23 protein-coding genes and 1 tRNA gene are annotated in these 19,599 nt (G+C 68.4%); 6 read left to right on the top strand and 18 right to left on the bottom strand.

Going from position 1 to position 19,599, the window contains the following annotated elements:
• Positions 1–82: 82 nt before the first annotated feature.
• The 8 genes from ABI385_RS17850 to ABI385_RS17815 form a co-directional block, all read right to left on the bottom strand.
• Positions 83–949, bottom strand: a complete 867-nt coding sequence (locus tag ABI385_RS17850) for a phosphatase PAP2 family protein (protein WP_348105111.1) — start codon at positions 947–949, stop codon at positions 83–85.
• A gap of 2 nt (positions 950–951) precedes the next feature.
• On the bottom strand, positions 952–2,205 hold the full coding sequence (cysN, locus tag ABI385_RS17845; protein WP_348105110.1) for a sulfate adenylyltransferase subunit CysN: 1,254 nt from the start codon (positions 2,203–2,205) through the stop codon (positions 952–954).
• The gene (cysD, locus tag ABI385_RS17840; RefSeq protein WP_348105109.1) at positions 2,205–3,131 is read right to left on the bottom strand and encodes a sulfate adenylyltransferase subunit CysD; all 927 of its coding nucleotides are present in this window, start codon (positions 3,129–3,131) and stop codon (positions 2,205–2,207) included. Before cysD ends, cysN begins: the two co-directional genes overlap by 1 nt.
• Positions 3,128–3,949: a 3'(2'),5'-bisphosphate nucleotidase CysQ gene (locus ABI385_RS17835; protein WP_348105108.1), complete on the bottom strand. Its 822-nt coding sequence runs from the start codon at positions 3,947–3,949 to the stop codon at positions 3,128–3,130. The genes cysD and ABI385_RS17835 overlap by 4 nt, the downstream gene beginning before the upstream one ends.
• Position 3,950: 1 nt before the next feature.
• Entirely contained in the window at positions 3,951–5,435 is a 1,485-nt protein-coding gene (locus ABI385_RS17830) for a sugar transferase (RefSeq protein ID WP_348105107.1), read from the bottom strand.
• Between the two features lie 204 nt (positions 5,436–5,639).
• Entirely contained in the window at positions 5,640–6,254 is a 615-nt protein-coding gene (gene pth, locus ABI385_RS17825; protein WP_348105106.1) for an aminoacyl-tRNA hydrolase, read from the bottom strand.
• Between the two features lie 73 nt (positions 6,255–6,327).
• Positions 6,328–7,020, bottom strand: a complete 693-nt coding sequence (locus ABI385_RS17820; RefSeq protein ID WP_407068299.1) for a 50S ribosomal protein L25/general stress protein Ctc — start codon at positions 7,018–7,020, stop codon at positions 6,328–6,330.
• A 216-nt stretch (positions 7,021–7,236) separates the two neighbouring features.
• A complete protein-coding gene (locus ABI385_RS17815) occupies positions 7,237–8,196 on the bottom strand; it encodes a DMT family transporter (protein ID WP_348105104.1) in 960 nt (319 codons plus the stop codon).
• 86 nt (positions 8,197–8,282) lie between these two features.
• Here ABI385_RS17815 and ABI385_RS17810 point away from each other — a divergent pair, with 86 nt between their 5' ends.
• Positions 8,283–8,879 (top strand): CGNR zinc finger domain-containing protein, encoded by a 597-nt coding sequence (locus tag ABI385_RS17810; protein ID WP_348105103.1) that lies wholly within the window; start codon positions 8,283–8,285, stop codon positions 8,877–8,879.
• A 96-nt stretch (positions 8,880–8,975) separates the two neighbouring features.
• Here ABI385_RS17810 and ABI385_RS17805 read toward each other — a convergent pair whose 3' ends face one another.
• The 3 genes from ABI385_RS17805 to ABI385_RS17795 form a co-directional block, all read right to left on the bottom strand.
• A complete protein-coding gene (locus ABI385_RS17805) occupies positions 8,976–9,956 on the bottom strand; it encodes a ribose-phosphate diphosphokinase (protein ID WP_348105102.1) in 981 nt (326 codons plus the stop codon).
• Positions 9,953–11,398: a bifunctional UDP-N-acetylglucosamine diphosphorylase/glucosamine-1-phosphate N-acetyltransferase GlmU gene (gene glmU, locus ABI385_RS17800; protein WP_348105101.1), complete on the bottom strand. Its 1,446-nt coding sequence runs from the start codon at positions 11,396–11,398 to the stop codon at positions 9,953–9,955. The genes ABI385_RS17805 and glmU overlap by 4 nt, the downstream gene beginning before the upstream one ends.
• Positions 11,399–11,629: 231 nt before the next feature.
• Positions 11,630–12,169 (bottom strand): hypothetical protein, encoded by a 540-nt coding sequence (locus ABI385_RS17795; RefSeq protein ID WP_348105100.1) that lies wholly within the window; start codon positions 12,167–12,169, stop codon positions 11,630–11,632.
• A gap of 113 nt (positions 12,170–12,282) precedes the next feature.
• Between ABI385_RS17795 and ABI385_RS17790 the strand changes: the two genes are divergently transcribed.
• Complete coding sequence (locus tag ABI385_RS17790) at positions 12,283–12,528, top strand: hypothetical protein (protein WP_348105099.1); 246 nt, start codon at positions 12,283–12,285, stop codon at positions 12,526–12,528.
• A 298-nt stretch (positions 12,529–12,826) separates the two neighbouring features.
• On the opposite strand, the gene ABI385_RS17785 is transcribed toward ABI385_RS17790, so the two are convergent.
• The 3 genes from ABI385_RS17785 to ABI385_RS17775 form a co-directional block, all read right to left on the bottom strand.
• Positions 12,827–12,908 (bottom strand) — tRNA-Gln (locus ABI385_RS17785).
• 74 nt (positions 12,909–12,982) lie between these two features.
• Positions 12,983–14,119 carry a non-hydrolyzing UDP-N-acetylglucosamine 2-epimerase gene (wecB, locus tag ABI385_RS17780; RefSeq protein ID WP_348105098.1) on the bottom strand — a complete coding sequence of 379 codons (1,137 nt, stop codon included), beginning with the start codon at positions 14,117–14,119 and terminating at the stop codon, positions 12,983–12,985.
• 123 nt (positions 14,120–14,242) lie between these two features.
• Positions 14,243–14,902, bottom strand: coding sequence for a peptidoglycan recognition family protein (locus tag ABI385_RS17775; protein ID WP_348105097.1), 660 nt, complete (start codon positions 14,900–14,902; stop codon positions 14,243–14,245).
• On the opposite strand from ABI385_RS17775, the gene ABI385_RS17770 reads away from it, so the two are divergent.
• Both ABI385_RS17770 and ABI385_RS17765 read left to right on the top strand, forming a co-directional pair.
• Positions 14,901–15,245, top strand: a complete 345-nt coding sequence (locus ABI385_RS17770) for a hypothetical protein (RefSeq protein ID WP_348105096.1) — start codon at positions 14,901–14,903, stop codon at positions 15,243–15,245. The genes ABI385_RS17775 and ABI385_RS17770 overlap by 2 nt on opposite strands.
• A gap of 35 nt (positions 15,246–15,280) precedes the next feature.
• A complete protein-coding gene (locus tag ABI385_RS17765; protein WP_348105123.1) occupies positions 15,281–15,880 on the top strand; it encodes a TetR/AcrR family transcriptional regulator in 600 nt (199 codons plus the stop codon).
• Positions 15,881–15,902: 22 nt separating this feature from the next.
• Here the strand turns inward: ABI385_RS17765 and ABI385_RS17760 are convergent, their stop codons facing one another.
• A complete protein-coding gene (locus tag ABI385_RS17760) occupies positions 15,903–16,703 on the bottom strand; it encodes a methyltransferase domain-containing protein (protein WP_348105095.1) in 801 nt (266 codons plus the stop codon).
• A gap of 66 nt (positions 16,704–16,769) precedes the next feature.
• Between ABI385_RS17760 and ABI385_RS17755 the strand changes: the two genes are divergently transcribed.
• Positions 16,770–17,279: a MarR family transcriptional regulator gene (locus ABI385_RS17755; protein WP_348105094.1), complete on the top strand. Its 510-nt coding sequence runs from the start codon at positions 16,770–16,772 to the stop codon at positions 17,277–17,279.
• A 17-nt stretch (positions 17,280–17,296) separates the two neighbouring features.
• On the opposite strand, the gene ABI385_RS17750 is transcribed toward ABI385_RS17755, so the two are convergent.
• On the bottom strand, positions 17,297–17,890 hold the full coding sequence (locus ABI385_RS17750) for an alpha/beta fold hydrolase (RefSeq protein WP_348105093.1): 594 nt from the start codon (positions 17,888–17,890) through the stop codon (positions 17,297–17,299).
• 76 nt (positions 17,891–17,966) lie between these two features.
• On the opposite strand from ABI385_RS17750, the gene ABI385_RS17745 reads away from it, so the two are divergent.
• On the top strand, positions 17,967–18,143 hold the full coding sequence (locus ABI385_RS17745) for a hypothetical protein (protein WP_348105092.1): 177 nt from the start codon (positions 17,967–17,969) through the stop codon (positions 18,141–18,143).
• A 118-nt stretch (positions 18,144–18,261) separates the two neighbouring features.
• Here ABI385_RS17745 and ABI385_RS17740 read toward each other — a convergent pair whose 3' ends face one another.
• Both ABI385_RS17740 and ABI385_RS17735 read right to left on the bottom strand, forming a co-directional pair.
• The gene (locus tag ABI385_RS17740) at positions 18,262–18,633 is read right to left on the bottom strand and encodes a VOC family protein (RefSeq protein WP_348105091.1); all 372 of its coding nucleotides are present in this window, start codon (positions 18,631–18,633) and stop codon (positions 18,262–18,264) included.
• Positions 18,634–18,673: 40 nt separating this feature from the next.
• A partial coding sequence (locus tag ABI385_RS17735; protein ID WP_348105090.1) for an ATP-binding cassette domain-containing protein occupies positions 18,674–19,599 on the bottom strand: 926 nt, incomplete at its 5' end.

The following is a 19,599-nucleotide window of genomic DNA, read 5'->3' as shown; positions in this document are numbered from 1 at the left end:
AAACGCCGCTGGTTAGTGAGCGAATGTTGTCATCCGGCCGAGCAACCTGAAAGCGGATTGCACCAACTCTTTAACAAGTGCGTCAATGAATTGTGACGTGAGACTGAGGCAGGTCCTCGGCGCCGAGCTCGTCCGGATTGTTGCCAGCGGCTCTCCGGGCGATCACGGCGCGGTCGAGAACCTTGACGGCCGCGATCATGAACAGGAGCAGCATGGTGCCGTAGATGACTCCTCCGACGACGTCGGTGAACCAGTGCTTGAGCAGGTAGGTGCGGCTGTATGCCTCGGTCGCGGCGAGTAGGCCCAGTAGGCACCAGCCGGCGACCCACCACCGCCGACGCACTCCCAGCCAGGCGAGGACGAGAAAGATCACCAGCCCGTAGACGATGATCAACCGGGCGCACCCACCGGAGACCCAGGTCCCCAGGGTCGTCGGCGGGTGTCCCCTGTTCACGCTCTTGGACAGCAGCATCTGGCCGAACTTCTCGAACATGTAGCCGGCCGGCAGGGCGAGGAGCGGGATCCAGAAGCCGCGCTTTCGCCACGCGACCGCGAGCACGATCGCGCCGACGACCACGATCCGCTGCGTCTGCGCCCGGTTGCCCATCAGCGTCAGCTCCGACCACAGCGCGTGCCAGGTCCCGTCGAGCTGACGCTCCCGGAACCAGGCGAACATCGGTACGTCGACCCGCGGCTCCAGGGCGTGAGCCAGCTTCCCGAGGAACCAGCAGGTGATCAGGGTCACCGAGAACGAGGCGAGCGCCACCGTCGCCGCGAGGAACGCCCGGCCCACATGTGGGACGGCGGCATCGACCGCCGCGCCTGAACGGGCCTTGGCCGCCCGCAGCAGTCGCGGCTCGGGCCACCTGGGGGCGGTGGTCACGAGGACGACGGACCCGAGGACGACGACAGCAAGGCTGACCACCCCAGCCACGACGGCTCCGTTCACGGCTACGACGCTTCCGAGATCATGCCCGCGGCAACCGTGCGGTTGGTCGCCTCGTCGATGAGGATGAAGCCACCGGTGGACCGGTTGCGGGTGTATTCGTCACACAGCAGTGGCACGGTCGTGCGCAGCTTGACTCGTCCGATGTCGTTCAGTCCCAGCTCGGCAACGGTGTCGTCGCGGTGCAGGCTGTTGACGTCCAGCCGGTAGCTGAGCCCCTTGACGATGGTGCGGGCCGTCCTGGTGGTGTGCTTGATGGCGTACTTGGCACCGACGGACAGCTTCGCGCTCTCGTCCATCCAGCAGATCATCGCGTCGATGTCCTGCGAGACGGTCGGCTGGTTGGCCGGGCGGCAGATCATGTCGCCGCGTGAGACATCGATGTTGTCCTCGAGGCGGACCGTGACCGACATCGGGGGAAAAGCCTCGTCGACCTCTCCGTCCGCGGTCTCGATCGCACTGATGCGGCTCGTGAACCCCGACGGCAGGACGACGACCTCGTCGCCCTTCTTCATGGTGCCGCCGGCGACCTGTCCGGCGTACCCCCGGTAGTCGTGCCATTCGTCCGACTGGGGACGGATGACGTACTGGACCGGGAACCGGACGTCGATGAGGTTGCGGTCGCTGGCCACGTGGACGTTCTCCAGGTGGTGCAGCAGTGAGGGACCCTCGTACCACCGCATGTTGTCCGACCGGGTCACCACGTTGTCGCCGGCGAGCGCCGAGACGGGGATGACCGTCAGGTCGGCGACTCGCAGCTTGGATGCGAACTGCGAGAACTCCTCACGGATCCGTTCGTAGACCTCTTGCGAGTAGTCGACGAGGTCCATCTTGTTGACACACAACACCAGGTGAGGGACCTGCAGCAGACTCGCGAGGAACGCGTGTCGCCGGCTCTGCTCGACCATGCCCTTGCGCGCGTCCACGAGGATCAGAGCCAGATCTGCCGTCGAGGCGCCCGTTACCATGTTGCGGGTGTACTGGATGTGGCCGGGAGTGTCGGCGATGATGAACTTGCGTTTGGGCGTCGCGAAATAGCGGTAGGCCACGTCGATGGTGATGCCCTGCTCGCGCTCGGCACGCAACCCGTCGGTCAGCAACGCCAGGTTGACCCGCTCCTCGCCGCGCTCCTTGCTCACCCGCTCGACCGCGTCGATCTGGTCCTCGAACACGGTCTTGGTGTCGTAGAGCAGCCGCCCGATGAGGGTGCTCTTGCCGTCGTCGACGGAGCCTGCCGTCGCGAACCGGAGAATGTCCATCAGAAGTAGCCCTCTCGTTTGCGGTCCTCCATGGAGGCCTCGCTGAACTTGTCGTCGCCGCGCGTCGCGCCGCGTTCGGTCACCCGGGTGGAGGCAACCTCCTCGATGACCTTCTCGACCGTGTCGGCGTCCGACCGGACCGCAGCGGTCAGGCTCGCGTCGCCGACGGTGCGGTAACGAACGCGCTCGGTGAACACCTTGTCCTTGGGCCCGGGCTGCTTGTGCTCGTGGACGGCGTAGAGCATGCCGTCGCGCTCGAAGACCTCGCGGTCGTGGGCGTAGTAGATGGAGGGCAGCTCGATGCTCTCCTGCTTGATGTACTCCCAGATGTCCAGCTCGGTCCAGTTCGACAGCGGGAAGACGCGGATACTGTCGCCCACGTGGATCCGGCTGTTGTAGATGTTCCAGAGCTCGGGCCGCTGGTTCTTGGGGTCCCATTGTCCGAACTCGTCGCGAAAGGAGAAGACGCGCTCCTTGGCGCGCGCCTTGTCCTCGTCGCGTCGGGCCCCGCCGAAGATGGCGGTAAAGCGGTGCTTGTCGAGGGCGTCCAGCAGGACCGGCGTCTGGATGCGGTTGCGGGTGCCGTCGGGCGGAGCGGTGACACTGCCGTTGTCGATCGCCTCCTGGACGCTCGCCACGATCAGCTGGATGCTCAGCTCGTCGACGCGCTGGTCCCGGTAGGCCAGCACCTCGTCGAAGTTGTGCCCCGTGTCGACGTGCATCACCGGGAAGGGGATGCGGGCCGGGTAGAACGCCTTCTGCGCGAGGCGCAGCATGACGATCGAGTCCTTGCCCCCAGAGAAGAGCAGGACAGGTCGCTCGAACTCGGCGACCACCTCTCGGATGATATGGATCGCTTCGGCCTCGAGGACGCTCAGCTGGTTCAGCTGGTAGTCCGGGAGCTGGTCGGGTGGAACGTCGTTCACGAGCGGGTCCCCTCGCTGGTGGTCGGATTCGGTGAGAGCTCGGCAACGGCGTCGAGCAGTGTTGCGGCCACGGAAGGGCGGCAGACAAGTAGGTCCGGAAGGTACGGATTCTCCCGGTTGTAGACCAATGGTGACCCGTCGATCCGGCTGGTGTGCAATCCGGACGCTCGGGCGACGACGACGGGCGCGGCCGAGTCCCACTCGTACTGGCCACCGGCATGCAGGTATGCGTCGACGGTCCCGTCCAGAACGGCGGTCGCCTTCACCCCGGCGGAGCCCATTGGAACGAGCTCCGCACCGAGGCGCTGCGCGATGGTCGTGACCATCGCCGGCGGCCGGGTCCGGCTCACGGCGAGCCGGATCGGGCCGTCGTGGTCGGCCGGTGCCGAGGGCGGTCTGTCGGTCGCGAGGGTGGAGCCCATCGCAGGACGTGCGACCGCACCGGCCACCAGGTCGCCGTCCTCCCAGAGGGCGACGTGCACGGCCCAGTCCTCCCGCGGGACCTCGGAGAACTCGCGGGTGCCGTCGAGCGGGTCGATGATCCAGACCCGCCTGGCCCGCAGGCGCCCGCTGTTGTCGGCGGCCTCCTCGCTGAGCACGGCATCGTCGGGACGGTGCAGCGCGAGGGCGGCGGCGAGATGCTGCTGCGACGCTCGGTCTCCGGCGTCCTTGAGCTCCGCCGGCGTCAGCGCGGTCTGCTCGGCCCGCAGACGGAGCAGGACCTGGCCTGCGGAGTCCGCGAGCGCTCGGCAGAGGGCATGGTCATCGGCGAGGTCCCCCCCGTCCGAGCTGGAGGAGGTCGTGGTGTCCGTACTCATCTCAGTAAGCCCCCGAGCCGCTAACCACGGCTTTGAACGTCCGCATCAAGATCTGGAGGTCGAGCAGCGGAGTCCAGTTGTCGACATACCAGAGGTCGAGCCGGATGGACTGGTCCCAGCTCAGGTCACTGCGGCCGGAGATCTGCCAGAGACCGGTCATCCCCGGTCGCACCCGCAGCCGTTGCATGCTGTCCGACTCGTAGAGGACGACCTCACGGGCCAACGGAGGTCGAGGTCCCACCAGGGCCATCTCTCCGATGAGGACGTTGAACAGCTGCGGGAGCTCGTCGAGCGAGAAGCGCCGGAGAATCCGACCCACACGGGTCACCCGGGGGTCCTGGCGGTCCTTGAACAGCACGTCGTTGATCTCGTGGCCGGTCGTCATCGTGTCGACGAGCCGGTCGGCGTGGACCACCATCGTGCGGAACTTGAACATCTCGAACGGCTCGGACTGGGCGCCGACCCGCTCCTGCCTGTAGAACACCGGGCCACGGTCGCCCAGCTTCACGGCGAGGGCGATGACAATCAGCACCGGGGAGAGCACAAGGGTGATGACGAGGGCCATCAGGGTGTCGGCCGCTCTCTTGAGCAGCACGCGACCTCCAGAACCGATCGGTCGCTCGACGTGCAGCATGGACAGTCCCGCGGCGGGTCGCAGCGACAGACGCGGTCCGGCGACCTCGATGATCCCAGGGGCGACCAACAGGTCGACGTCCCGTTCGGCCAGCGCCCAGCCCAGCCGGCGCAACGGCTGGCCGAACAGGTCGGGATTGCTCGAGACCGCAACCACCTCGGCCCCGAGCACGTCGACGGCGGCGAGCGCGGTCTCCGGTGAGCCCAGGACGGGGATCCCCTCGATCGTCGTGCGGGTCGTCGGCGCGCCGCCGCGTTCGGAGACGCAGGCAGCCACAACGCGCAAGCCGGAGGCGGGTTCGGCCGTGATCTCCCGGATCATCTCGGCAACCGAGTCATAGCGTCCGACGACGACGGTGGACATCAACGCCCGACCGTTGAGCCGGCGACGGTAGAGGTTCTTGCGCAGGACCGAGTGCATCCCCAGGCTTGCCAAGAGGGCGAGGGGGACGAAGGGCAGGACGACGGACCGTGGCAGAGACATCTCGAAGGTGAAGCTCAGCAGGGCGAAGGCCGAAGCGACGGACAGCGCCGCGCGCGCGATGGCTCGGTACTCGTCGGGACCGGTGCCGACGATGGTCCGGCGGTAGCCGCCAGCGGCGGCGATCGCGGCAACCCAGGCGACCGGCGCGACGTAGATCAACCAGGAGCGCTGGCCGAGACCCGCGCCGAACTTGAAGAAGAACAACAGCAGCGCAATGCCGCCGCTGACCAGCAGGTCACAACAGACTGCTCGCTGCCGGTAGGCCACGAGGGATGTGCGTCCGGAGCCTCGGCGTACGACGGTGGAGGCCTTCGCGGTCAGCCCGACGGACTGCGTGCGTGGCCGGAGCGCTTCCACATAATCAGTCATGACCGACCCTTTCCATTCCCCCAGGGGCGCCGCTGCCAGCCATTCACCCGTTCGCCGCCAGGAGTTCACTCCCTCGGCTCCTGTGGAACGTATCGAGGACAAGTTCCGGGTGTGACGGAGTTGGGTGAAAGTAGTCCGTCGAAGGTCGCATCTAGTCCGGAATGACTAGGCAAATCGGCGGGTGACGTTCAGGCTGTTACAAGGTCAGGGTGCGTGGAAGCGTTGTTGGCTCGGTAGGAGTCCCTCGGCGACCAACGACTCCACCGCGTCGGCGGCATCACCGACTAGAAAGGGCAGCTCCTTACGCTCGGCCGGTCCGAAATCCTTGAGCACGAAGGCTGCTGGGTCCATCCGTCCCGGCGGTCGACCGATCCCGACGCGCACTCGGAGATAGTCCTTCGTGCCGAGTGACGTCGAGACAGAGCGGAGTCCGTTGTGCCCGCCCTCGCCACCACCGCGCTTGAGCCGGACCGCCCCGGCGGGGATGTCGAGCTCGTCGTGGACGACGATGAGGTGCTCGAGGTCGACGGAGAAGTACCGCAGCAGCCCGGCAACGGGACCGCCGGACTCGTTCATGTAGGTGGTCGGCACCGCGAGCACCACACGGGGCGCGGGCAGCCCAGCCCCCCCGGAGCCCAGCCGGGTCTCGGCGACGGCGGCCCGTGATCGATGGGCCTTGAAGGCGCCTGCCCCGTGCCGGTCGGCGAGCTCGCGAACGACCAGGGAGCCGACGTTGTGTCGGTTGCCGACATAGGCCGGGCCCGGGTTACCCAGGCCCACGACGAGCCAGGCTCCTGTCGGCGGCTGGTCGGATGGCACGGCGGTCAAGTATGCCGAGAGGCCCGTTCCGGCGCGGAACGGGCCCCTCAGCTGATCAGGGTGACTACGGTCCTCAGGCCTCCGCGGCCTTCTCGGCCGGGTCGCCGGTCGCGTCGCTCTCGGCCGCAGCCTCCGCCGCCTGGGCCTCTTCGGCGTCAGTGGCCTCGTGCTCGATGCCGGCCTCGGCCTCGGCCTCGGCGAGCTCGGCGTCGAGCGCCTCGGCGGTGATCTGCTGGGTGACGTTGACGACGAGCGACTCGGCCTCGGTGACGAGCTCGGCGCCCTCGGGCAGCTCGAGCTGCGACGCGAGGATCTGGGTGCCGGCCCGCAGGCCTTCGACGGACACCGTGATGCGTTCGGGGATCGCGGTCGCGAGCACCTCGAGCTCGACGGTCTGCGACTCGACTGTCACGACGGTCTCCGGCGCTGCCTGGCCCTCGGTGTGCACCTGGACGTCGACGGTGACCTTCTCGCCACGACGGACGATGACCAGGTCGATGTGCTCGATGACCGGCTTGATCGGGTCGCGCTGGACGTCCTTGGCGAGCGCCAGCTGGCTGGTGCCGTCGATCTCGATATCGAGCAGCGCGTTGGCGGTCTTGAGCGCCATCATCGTGTCGTGGCCCGGGAGAGTGATGTGCACGGGCTCGGTGCCGTGGCCGTAGAGGACGGCGGGAATCTTGTGGTCGCGGCGGATCTTGCGAGCCGCACCCTTACCGAACTGGGTGCGCGCCTGCGCGACGAGCTTGATCTCGGACACGGTGATGCTCTCCTGACGTCGTGGTGGCCGCCGTCGTTTCAGGCGGCCGAAGCGATGGGCCTCGACGCGGGACGCGGCGCGGGCGGAACGAGAAGGGAGGACGTCCGCCGGACGACCACCTTGTCGATCACGGACGGCTCCGGGCCGCAGCTGCGCAGCCCACGCTCCGTCCCTCGCCGAGGCAACTCCCCGATCTTAGGCGAGTGGCGGGCATACGGGAAATCAGCGAGCCGGTCGCTCTCCCAGCCGGACCGCGACGACTCCGGCGACGACGAGCACCCCGCCGAGCAGCTGCACCGGCCGGGGCAGCTCACCCAGCAGGAGCCACGCGAACAACACCGCGGCCAGGACCTCGGCCAGTCCGACGAAGGACGCAAGCGTCGGCCCGAGGCGGCGGGCGGCGAACGTGCCCAGCAGGTATGCCGCGACGGCCGCGACAAGGACCAGCTCGCCGACTGCGGCCCACCAGGGCGTCATTGTCCCCGCGACGGTGACCGGAGTGGTGGAGAAGGACATCGGCAGGATGCGGGCGCATCCGAGCACGCCGAGCGCAAGCGCGGCGACCACCATGCCGAGACCGGCGATGACTGTCGCGGGGAGGACATCCTTACCTCGTGATGCGGTGAGGAAGTAGGCGGCCAGGCCGACCGCAGCGCCCAGGGCGTAGACGACCCCGGTGAGGTCGGGCCGGGACTGACCCGCGATGTCGAGAACGAGAGCGAGCCCGAGGATGCTGACCACCCCGCCGAAAATGACCGTCGTGGCGGGTCGACGTCGTGTGGTTGCCCAGATGAACAGAACGACCAAGACCGTCCCGGAGTACTCGACGAGCAGGGCGACGCCGACTGGCAGGGTGCGGACGGCGTTGAAGTAGGACAGCTGAGCCCCGGCGACGGCCAGCAGGCCGAAGACGAGGATCAGTGGCGCGTGGGCGCGCACGGCCGGCCATCGTCCGCGGCAGGCCAGTAGGGCCGGTATGAGCAGGATCGCCGCCGCCCCACCGATGCGCGCCAACGTGACCGCCGCGGGGCTCCAGCCTGAGCCGAGCAGTGCCTTGGCCACCGGGCCCGCGGTGCCGAACGCCGCAGCTGACGCCAGGCCGGCAACCAGGCCGAGGTCGAGCCGCCGCCTCGAGACGGAGGTGGCGAGCGGACGCGTCTCGCTCGAAGCCACGCTGGTCACCGGTCGTCTCCCTGCCTCGTCCATGTTGTCATGAGCAAAATAGATTATGCTCATGACTTTAGCTGCTAGGCCTGTCAGGAGTCAACATGCATTTCGCCCATGACACGGATGCTGCACTCCGAGGTGCCGCGGCGCTGGTCAACACGATGGCCGGATCGGTGCCCGGAGACGACGACGTAGACCGCCTGACCACGCCCACCGAGCTGGACGCGTTCGTCGAGCAGTGGGCGTGGACGGGGGTTCGGGCTGCGGGGCGGGGGCGCGCCGGCGAGCTGGAAGCGGTTCGCGCGCTTCGGCCGCGGTTGCGCGAGATCTGGTTCCTGAGCGAGGACGACGCGGTGACGACCGTGAACTTGCTTCTGCGAGAGGGCCAGGCACTCCCCCAGCTGGTGCGCCACGGCTCCTACGAGTACCACCTGCACGCGACGTCGGCTAACGCGCCGCTCGCCACGAGGATGGCCGTCGAGGCGGGGATGGCCATGGTCGACGTCATCCGCACCGGTGGGCTCGACCGGCTCCAGGAGTGTGACGCCCTCGACTGCGACGACGTCTTCGTCGACCTGTCCAAGAACCACTCCCGCCGGTTCTGTGACGGGGGATGTGGCAACCGGGCCAACGTCGCTGCCTACCGCGCCCGCCAGACCGGCCATGCTCCCGTTCTGGTCGCCTCCCACGAGAGGTGACGCCTCGGCGGACGACCGTGGCGGAAACGGCGGTTGTCGCACGATGAGTGACGCCTCGGCGCATGGTTGTGGCCCACATACGCCGGCCGGGTTCTTCTAGGCCTGGCCCTCGAAGAGGCTGGTGACCGAGCCGTCCTCGAAGACCTCCTTGATGGCCCTGCTGATCAGCGGTGCGATCGACAGGACCGTCAGCTTGTCGAACTCGCGGTCGGCAGCGATCGGCAGCGTGTCGGTGACGATAACCTCCGCCGCCGTGCAGTTCTTCAGGCGATCGACGGCCGGACCGGACAGGATCGCGTGGGTGGCAGCGATAACCACGCCAGCCGCCCCCGCGGCGACCAATGCGTCGGCGGCCTTGGTGATCGTCCCGGCGGTATCGATCATGTCGTCGACCAGGACGCAGATCCGCCCTTCGACACCTCCGACGACACGGTTCGCCACAGACTCGTTGGGACGGTTGAGATCGCGAGTCTTGTGGATGAAGGCCAGCGGGGCGCCACCGAGCCGCTCGGACCATTGCTCGGCCACCCGGATACGGCCGGCGTCGGGCGAGACGACGGCAAGCTGCTGGTGACCGTAGTGCCGCTCGACGTACTCGGCGAGGATGGGCATCGCCATGAGGTGGTCGACCGGGCCGTCGAAGAAGCCTTGTATCTGGGCGGTATGCAGGTCGACCGCCATCAGCCGGTCGGCACCGGCGGTCTTGAACAGGTCGGCCATCAGGCGCGCCGAGATCGGCTCACGGCCCCGGTGCTTCTTGTCCTGGCGGGCGTAGCCATAGAACGGCAGCACCACCGTGATCTGTTTGGCGGACGCGCGTTTGAGCGCGTCCACCATGATCAGGTGCTCCATGATCCACTCGTTGATCGGCGCGGTGTGGCTCTGGATCACGAACGCGTCGGACCCGCGCACGGACTCCTCGTAACGCACATAGATCTCGCCGTTCGCGAAGTCGTAGGCGCTCGTGGGCACCAGGTCGATCCCGAGCTCCTCAGCGACCTGGTCGGCCAGCTCGGGGTGCGCCCGCCCAGAGAAGACCATGAGGTTCTTCTGGGTGACTTTGATGATGCCGGTCATGACGGCCTCCCCTCATCGGCTGAGTCAGGCGTATCAGCCGCATCCGCCGCATCGGCAGCCCGTCGACGGGTGACCCACCCCTCGACGTTGCGCTGCCGCCCGCGGGCCACCGCGAGCTCACCGGTCTTGACACTCTCAGTGATCGCGGATCCAGCTGCTATGTAAGCGTTCTCGGCGATATCGACGGGGGCGACGATCACCGAGTTGCTTCCCACGAACGTGTGCGCGCCCACCGTGGAGTGGTGCTTGTCCACCCCGTCGTAGTTCGCGAAGATCGTGCCCGCCCCGATGTTGGCGCCCTCGCCGACAGTGACGTCACCGGCGTACGTGAGGTGGGGCACCTTGGCACCGGCCGCGATCTGCGCGTTCTTGGTCTCCACGAACCCGCCGATCTTGCCGTGTGCACCGAGCTCGGTACCGGGCCGTAGGTACGAGAAAGGACCTACGCTGGCGCCGGCCCCGACGACCACAAGCAGCGCCTGAGTGCGGACCACGCTGGCCCCGTCACCGACCTCGACATCGGTGAGCGTCGTGTCCGGGCCGATGGTGCAGCCGGTCCCGATGGTGCTGGCGCCGTGGATCTGGGTGTGAGGGTGGATGACCGTGTCCTCCCCGATCGACACGGTCGAGTCGAGCCACGTCGTCGCCGGGTCGACGACGACCGCCCCGGCCAGCATGGCCGCCTCGACGGTCCGTCGGTTGAGCTCGCCTCCGAGCCGGGCCAGCTGGACCTTGTCGTTGACCCCCTCGGTCTGCCAGACGTCCGCCACGAGGTGCGCCCGGACCGAAAGCCCTCGAGCGCGGGCGATCGCCACGACGTCGGTGAGGTACTTCTCCCCCTGCACGTTGTCGGTGCCCACCTCGGCCAGCGCGCTCCTCAGCAGCGCCACGTCGAACGCATACAGGCCGGAGTTGACCTCGTCGACCTGCCGTTGCTCGTCGGTCGCGTCCTTGTGCTCGACGATGGCCGTCACCGCGCCGTCGGCGTCGCGCAGCACCCGGCCGTAGCCGGTGGGGTCGGCCAGGTGGGCCGTGACCACGCTGACGGCCGCCGCGCCGACGGTGTGGGCCTCGACGAGGTCGGCGAGGGTCTGTGAGGTGAGCAGCGGCACGTCCCCATAGGTGACAAGCACGGTGCCCTGGAGGTCGTCGGGCAGCTTCTGCAACCCGCACTCGACCGCCCTGCCGGTCCCGGGCACCTCGTCCTGGTCCGCGACGAGCACGTCCGGGTCGAGCGCCGTGACCTGCTGCGCGACGCCGTCCCGTTGGTGCCGGACGACCACCACGAGATGGTCGGGGTGGGTGCCACGCGCTGCGGCGACCGCGTGCTCGATCAGGCTGCGTCCCCCGATCGTGTGCAGGACCTTGCTCAGCCGGGACCTCATCCGGGTGCCCTCACCTGCGGCGAGGACGATGACGGCGGCCGGACGGGGGGTGCTCACGGACAGGGTCTCCCGGGGTCTGCGGCAGGGGATGGCCTCGCTGAGGAGTCTCTCCCGGTATGCCACGGGGCCGGTAGTGATGCTACCTGCCGGTCAGTCAGGCAGAACCGGGCCGGTCGCGCACTGGACTCTGATGTTCACGGGTTGTGGCGACGGGATCGGGTCAAAAGCCGCAGACATCAGAGTCCGGAACAACGCGGAATGCTGCGCGCACCGGCCGCAGCGGCGGGATCATTGCCGAATCCACGTCGACAGTTCCGCCACAGACGCCGAAGCCGGGGGCACGGGCGCGAAGAACGAGCCGGACCGCCACATCTGCCCGGCGTCTTTCGTGTCGCGCATCCACTCGCCCCCAACCCAGTCGACCAGATCTGACAGGCCTTCGGACCGGGCGAACTCGGCCGTCGCTTCCGCGCCCTGGGGGATGAGAAAGACCGAGTCGATATAGCAGTGCGCATCGAAGTTGACGGTCTTGGCGCTCCAAACGAGTGCTGCGTCTTCGAGGTGGCCGAGCATGAACAGCAGCCAGCAACAGGCGAGCAGCACGTCGCCGCAGCCGGAGTCGGCATCGCGGACCGCCACGATCTCACGGCGAGTCAGCTCACGGATCAGCGAGGCGTCCGCCGGGGTGAAGCTCGACAGCAGGGCGGCTGTCAACGCCGCACGTTCCACCCCATCCGTACCGCGAGACCCGACCTCCCCGAGGGTCGTAGCAACGTCGACGGCCGACATCTGCCTCGCCGCCAGCAACGACTCCGAACCTGACGTCACGAACCCAGCCTCTCAGGTACCCCGGCACCTCACCCACCTCATGATCGTGACTGCGACCTACGGCATCTTGGCGTTCGTGTCTTCGACACTCTCGGGACTGCGACCTGGCTGTCGTGCAACCGGGAGAACTACACGCGCCCAGCGGGGTCCTCGGTGCGCTCGATCCGTTCGTCACCCTGGACAGCCCGTTGACTACGTCGATCCCACCGGGGACGCATCCGGTCTACGTCACCATCGCTGACGTCTCGGACAGCCTCGACGGGACCCATCTGCGCGAGGCTTACCTGCGCGTCCGAACCCTCTTGGGAGTCCACATCGACCTGTTGGTCCTCCTGCCTGATGAGGGGGAAGCGCTTTAGCAGGCCCCTGATACGCCCCCATCTGGCAAGCCTCGCTCTTGCGACGTCTGCTGCGCGGGTAACCGTATGGGCGTGCCGGTGCACGTGGTGGCCGCCCGTCTGGGTCATGCAGACCCAGCGATCACCCTCCGCGTGTATGCCCATGTGGTTCGCGATCGGGCGAGCGAGCTGGGGTCCCTGTTCACGTCGATGGTCGACCAGATCGGGTCTCCAACGAGTCTCTCCTCAGAAGATCCTCAGCAGATGAGACCCACGGACAGGCGTCGATCGAGGATCAGGGGCCGTTGACCTGTGGAGTTGGCTCCCCGGGATGGAATCGAACCATCGTCGCTAATCCTGATTCAAAGTCAGGCGGGCCCTGCCAGCAGACCAACCGGGGAATGCGCGGCCGGTGGCCGAACGACTGCCCAGCCTAGCCGTCGCGCTAGTTGGTCGATGGCGACCAGGGCGGGGCTCAGAGGCCCCCGGCGAACTCGGGGAGTCGCTCACCGAGCCCAAGGAGGTGCCCGATCGCCGCCGCACCTCGAACGCCCGCCTGGCCGTCTCCGTACGGGTTGGTCGCGTTCGCCATCGCCTGGTATGCCTCGTCGTCCTCCAGGAGTCGCAGGGTCTCCTCGCGCACGACTTCGCGGTCCGTCCCCACCAGCTTGACGGTGCCGGCGACGACGGCTTCGGGCCGCTCCGTCGTATCCCGCATCACCAGCACCGGTTTGCCGAGGCTCGGCGCCTCCTCCTGCACTCCACCGGAGTCGGTCACCACAAGGCGGCACGCCTGCAGGGCATGCGCGAACTCGTGGTAGCTGAGCGGGTCGGTCAGGATGACCTGGGCAACACCGTGGAACACCTCCTCGATGACCTCGCGAACGATCGCGTTGCGATGCATCGGCAGCACGATCTGCAGCTCGGGATGCCGCTGAGCCACGTCACGCAGCGCCGCCATGGCCTCCTCCATCCGCTGACCCCACGACTCCCGCCGATGGCTCGTGACCAGCAGGAAGGGCGCACCCGACAGGACGAGCGCGCCCACCCGGCCATCCTCGAAGTCGATAGGCATTCGCAGCGCCGTGCGCAGCGCGTCGATGACGGTGTTGCCGGTCACCGTGATGCTCACCGGGTCGACGCCCTCACGCTCGAGGTTGCGTCGAGAGGTCGGGGTGGGTGCGAGGTGGAGCGTGGCGATGGGGGCGGTGAGTCGGCGGTTAACCTCCTCGGGGAATGGCGAGTAGATGTCGCCGGTGCGCAACCCGGCCTCCAGGTGGACCACGGGGACGCGCTGGTAGAACGCCGCCAGAGCCGCGACGAACGCGCTCGAGGTGTCTCCTTGCACGACGACGACGTCCGGACGAGTCTCCTCGAGCAGCTCGCTGGTCGCGAGCAACGCACGGGCGCTCAGCTGCGGCAGCGTCGCGCCGTGCAACATGAGGTCCAGGTCGTGGTCGGGGACGATCCCGAACAGATCGTTGACCTGGTCGAGCATCTCCCGGTGCTGTCCCGTGACGGCGACGGTCGGCTGCAGGTCGGGGTGCTCACGCAGGGCCCCGATCAACGGCGCCATCTTGATCGCCTCCGGGCGGGTGCCGTAGATGGTCATGATGCGAGGCACCCGTTCGCCCCCTTAGCTGCCCGACAACGTCGCCGGTCAATGTATCCGCGCTGGTTGCTCCACGTGGCCGGAATGGTGACGTCACAGGCAGTCACGTCACAGGCAGTCACGTCACAGTCGTGACCTGAACACCGCCAGATCCGCAGGCAGCCAGTCCGTGTGGTCGTTCCGGGCGCCGGTGAGGTCGTGGAACTGAGGGGTCGAGTTTGCGGTCGCGTGGCCGACGACGTTGCCGGTCGCGATCGCGTAGGTCGACTGCAACTGTCGCACGAGCGCCAGCGCCGCGCCGATCTGGGCCGGCCTACCGAGAATCTGCTGGTCTGCCCAGGACGACGACGGCCCTGCCTCCTGGACCATCTCGATGCCGATGGCCTGGTCGTTCAGACCGATCGTGTGCCGGCACCGGACCGTCGTGGGCACCAGCTGGTAGACCGTCCCGTCCTTGTCTACGACGAAGTGCGCGCAGGTGCCGGGCAGCTCTCCAGCGTTCGGGGTGTCAGCGGAGAAGACGTTGCGGGTCGAGGCAGCCGTACCCCCGGCTGTGTAGTGCAGCACCACCATCGTCGGGGTCAGCTGCCAGCTGGCGGTGCCGTAGTGGCGCAACGAGTACGCCGCCATCTCCTGCTTCCGGCTGTCCGGAAAGGGGATCGGCGCCTGGACCATCCGTAGCGCGCCAGCGGCTGGGGCGGTGGAGGCGGCGTCGGATCGTCCGACCGGTCCCGCAGCGGGTGCCGGCTTCGCGGCCGACGCAGGGGGCGAGGGAGCCGGCATGGGTGTCGACCGACTCGGGGTCGAACCAGCAACGGGCGTGATGGTCACTCGGGGCGCAGCCGTCGCAGAGGCCGGGCCCGGTGCGGCCGAGAACAACGGAGGAGCGGCCAGAGTCTCCCCGGCGGGTGGTGCGGTCACGGCCACGGTCGGGGAGGTGGAGCTGGCAACGGTAGGCGGGTTCACGGTCGAGGCGAGCTGGGTCCCGCACCCGGAGCAGGCCAACGTCAGCGAGACAGCGGCAGCCGCCACCCACGCATACCCACGAGGTGTCCGGACCGTCACCAGCATCACGCTAGCCGCCCGACGCGGCACCGCCCGCCGCGCGCGGCACAATGGGGGATGAGCCCACGCGAGAGCAGCTCCGGCGGACGGTCCCGGATGACGGGTCCACAGCGGCGCGAGCAGCTCCTCGAGGTGGGGGCGAAGCTGTTCGCCGACAAGGGTTTCGAGGCCACCTCGGTCGAGGAGATCGCCGCCAAGGCCAACGTGTCCAAACCCGTGGTCTACGAGCACTTCGGCGGCAAGGAGGGTCTGTATGCCGTGGTCGTCGACCGCGAGATCCGCACCCTCCTCGACGGGATCACCGAGGCGCTGCGCGCCGAGACCACCCCCCGCGGGCTGCTCGAGGCCGCCGCCCTCGCGCTGCTGGACTACGTCGAGGGTTCGACCGACGGCTTCCGGATCCTCGTGCGAGACTCTCCTGCAGGGCAGTCGACCGGCAACTTCGCCAGCCTGATCAGCGACGTCGCGACCCAGGTCGAGCATCTGCTCGCCGCAGAGTTCAAGTCGCGCAAGCTCGACCCCAAGACCGCGCCCATCTATGCGCAGATGCTGGTCGGCATGGTCGCCCTCACGGGGCAGTGGTGGCTCGACTCCCGCAAGTTCAAGAAGGCCGACGTGGCCGCCCACCTGGTCAACCTCGCCTGGAACGGGCTCAGTGGCTTGGAGGCCAAGCCCCGCCTCTCCGAGCGCCGCTGACCGAGGCCGGCCGGCGGCATACTCAGCCCGGCTTGTGCCCGATGACGAAGAGCCGAGAGAAACCGAGGACCACCCCGTATGCCTCGCGTGGGTACGCGCGGTCGAGCTCGGCTACGTAGTCGTCGAGGAATGCCTGCCGCTCGGCCCGGTCCGTGAGTACGTCGAGAACCGGTCGCAGGCCCGTGCCCGTGACCCACTCGAGCACCGGAGACCGTTGTGCCCCAATGGGGTCCAGGACATGTTGATAGGTGGTGCCCCAGACGTCGGGCTCCAGACCGGCCGTCGCCAGCGTCCGGAGGTAGGTGCCCGGGTCGGCGACGTCGGCCGCACGCATCAACCGAGGGAGCAGGTCGGCGGATCGGGTATGCCGCGCCGCCACCTCACGCATCAAGGCGTGCGAGGGTGCGTCGAAGTTCGTCGGCACCTGCATAGCGAACCAGCCGCCCGGCGCCAGGGCGTCGAGCCAGATAGTCATCAGGTCGAGATGGCCAGGCACCCATTGAAGGGTGGCGTTCGTGACGAGGACGTCGACCGGTGCCCCGACCGAGGCCGGGTCCCAGTCCTCGGCGCAGTCCTGAACCCACTCGACCCGGTTCTGCCCGTCGTGACCACGCGCGGCCTCGAGCATCTCGGGTGAGGAGTCGATGCCGACCACCCGAGCGCCTGGCCACCGGGTCGTGAGCCCGAGCGTGAGCGGGCCGTCACCGCACCCTAGGTCGACGACGACGGCGGGATCGGCGGCGCCGACCCGGGCGAGCAGGTCAGCGAAGGGGCGGCCGCGATGGGAACCGAACAGCGCGTACTGCCGGGGGTCCCACGTCATCGCCCCTCCTCGAGTCCAGCAAGTATCTTGATATCAAGATACTTGACGGTGCGTAGACTTCGCAAGGTGAGCGACCCCTCCGTCTCGTCCGGTGACGAGGTCGACCGCATCGTTGCGGCGTGGGCGCGCGAGCGACCCGACCTCGATGTCGCGCCCCTCGAGGTGCTGTCCCGCGTCTCGCGCCTGGCCCGGCTGCTCGATCTGGCCCGCGGCACCGCATTCGCGGAGCGAGGTCTCGAGCTCTGGGAGTTCGAGGTGCTCTCGGCACTGCGGCGCTCCGGGGAGCCCTACCAGCTCTCGCCCGGCCGGCTGGTCACCCAGACCCTCGTCACATCAGGCACGATGACCAACCGGATCGACCGCCTTGCAGCGCGCGGCTTCGTCGCGCGCAGCTCCGACCCGCACGACCGCCGCGGGGTCATCGTCGCCCTGACCGGTGAGGGACGCGACGTCGTCGACGCCGCCCTCGCCGAGCTGCTCGATCGCGAACGAGGCCTGCTGGCAGGGCTGCCCGCACGCGACCGAGACACCCTGGCGGGCCTGCTCCGCTCGTTGTTGGAGCGGTTCGACACCTGAGCGACCCGGAGGCCGGTTCAGATCGTGTAGTCGCCTTTGACCCAGCCCATGACGGTGCGACCGACGGCGCTGGGCGGCGAGTCGGCAAACGGGCCGTCGAAGACGAGCGACCAACCATGGCCCGACTCCTCCCACACGAACCGTTTCGTCGGGCTCGCCGATCCAGCGACCTGAGACTGCAGGTTCACGCTGTCGCTTTCCTCACTGTGCGATCCCACCCCCAGGACCGGCACCGTGAGCGCGGCGATCGAAGGCCCGGTCATCATGGAGCCGAACCCGAAGCCGCTGACGTTCGCGACCGCGTCGGCCTTGGCCGGGGTAGCGGCGAGCGATGCCACGGTGCCACCGATAGACGCGCCGACCAGCGTCACGCGCGTCGCCCCACCGGCGCGCAGCTGGGCGACGGACCGCACCACCTGGTCGACGTAGTCGCCTGCCCACGGCCTGGAGGTGTCGCAGGTGGACTTGCCGTAGGCGCAGAAGTCCAGCATCACCGCGCGAATTCCGTTCTGCGCCAACAAGTTGGCATAAGGCCACCAACCGCAGGACCCGATCCGGTCGGTCTGGTGCAGCAGCAGCGCAACGGTGGCCCCAGTCCCGACGGACGCCAAGGCCAGCCTTTCTCCATCCGGGCCGTCGACAGTCTCGTTGGTCGCCTCGACATCAGGCCGTCCGCACCGTCGTCCCATGGCACTGGTCGGAGGCCCACTCGACGTTGACGACGGGCTTGCGGCGGTCGGCAGCGCGCCGGTGGAGCCGGCCGAGGAGGACTGGCTGACCGACCCGGTGGAGGTCCCCCCAGGTGGCGAGGAGGAACCGATGCAGCCCGCGAGTGCCGTAGCCAGAGCCAACCCGGCAGCATAACGAGCGGTATGCATACGAGCACGTCGACCGCGCGGTGTCCACTTCGACATCGGTCGATCGTGCCACAACTTGTGCAGATGCGAGGTTGGCGTGGGCATCTCCACCGAGCCCAGACGGGTCAGGAAGCCTGCTGGAACTCGAGGCGGTTGCCGACCGGGTCTTCGGTGTGGAACCGCCGCAGCCCGACGATCTGGTCGTCCCAGCGCACGTCCCCCCCGGCGCTCGAGACCGCTGCGGCCAGCGCGTCCACATCGTCCACGGCCACCCCCGGGTGGGCCTTGCGGGCGGGTGCGAAGGGTTCCTCGACACCGCAGTGGATCTCCGCCGCCCCGGCCATGTCCCCGCCCCGGAACCAGACCCCGCCACGGGCCAGCAACGCGGGAGGCTTGGCCACTTCGGTCATCCCGAGCACGCCGACGTAGAACGCGCGCAGCGCGTTCTCCGAGCCTGCCGGGCACGAGACCTGGACGTGGTGCAGGGACATTGCCATGACGTCAAACCTATCCCGCGGTCAGCAGGTGACCCAGCGCTCAGCCCACCTGCTCGGCGCCGCTGAGCCACTCCATCTCCAACCCGTCTCGCTCGTCGACGAGGGCGCGCAGCCGGGCGTCCAGAGCCAGCACCGCCTTGTGATCCGACGCCTGGGCCACCAGGTCCGCGTGCAACCTGGCCTCGTCGTCGGCGAGCCGGGCGAGGCGGCGTTCGATCCGGGCCATCTCCTTGCGGACTGCTCGGACATCCGCCGAGCCGGCTTGAGCTGACCTGGCCGACGCCGGCGACGAAACCGACTGTGCTGCAGGCATACCGGATCTAGACGAGGCCCCCGATGCACTTGTAGAGGCCACCCCTGCCTGGGCAAGCAGCTGGAGGTACTGGTCGACGCCTCCTGGCAGCTCGCGCACCGCGCCGTCGCCGAGGAGGGCGACCTGGCGGTCCGCGACGCGTTCGAGCAGGTAGCGGTCGTGCGACACGACGAGCAGCGTCCCGGCCCATCCGTCGAGGACGTCCTCCAGCGAGGTGAGCGTCTCGATGTCGAGGTCGTTGGTCGGCTCGTCGAGGATGAGCACGTTGGGCTCGGTCAACAGCAGCCGGGTCAGCTGCAGCCGGCGCCGTTCGCCACCGCTGAGGTCACCGACCCGCGTCTGCTGACGCCCACCCGTGAAGCCCAGCCGGGTGGCGAGCTGGCCGGCGCTGATCTCCTTGCCGCCCAGGGTGGTCCACTGTTTGACGTCCTCGATGGCCGCGATGACGCGCCAGGCTTCGAACCGTTCGAGCTCGCGAACCTCCTGAGTCAGGTGGGCGATCGACACGGTCTTGCCTTGCTTGCGGCGTCCGCCGTCGAGCGGCATCTCACCGGTGAGCGCGCGCAGCAGCGTCGACTTGCCGGCTCCGTTGACCCCGACGATGCCGACCCGCTCCCCCGGCGCGAGCCGCCAGGTGACCCGGTCGAGGATCG

This window comes from Lapillicoccus sp. (assembly GCF_039935575.1).
Classification (GTDB): domain Bacteria; phylum Actinomycetota; class Actinomycetes; order Actinomycetales; family Dermatophilaceae; genus Lapillicoccus.
Note: the sequence above shows the minus strand (reverse complement) of the source record. Positions and strands in the feature narration are given on the sequence as shown.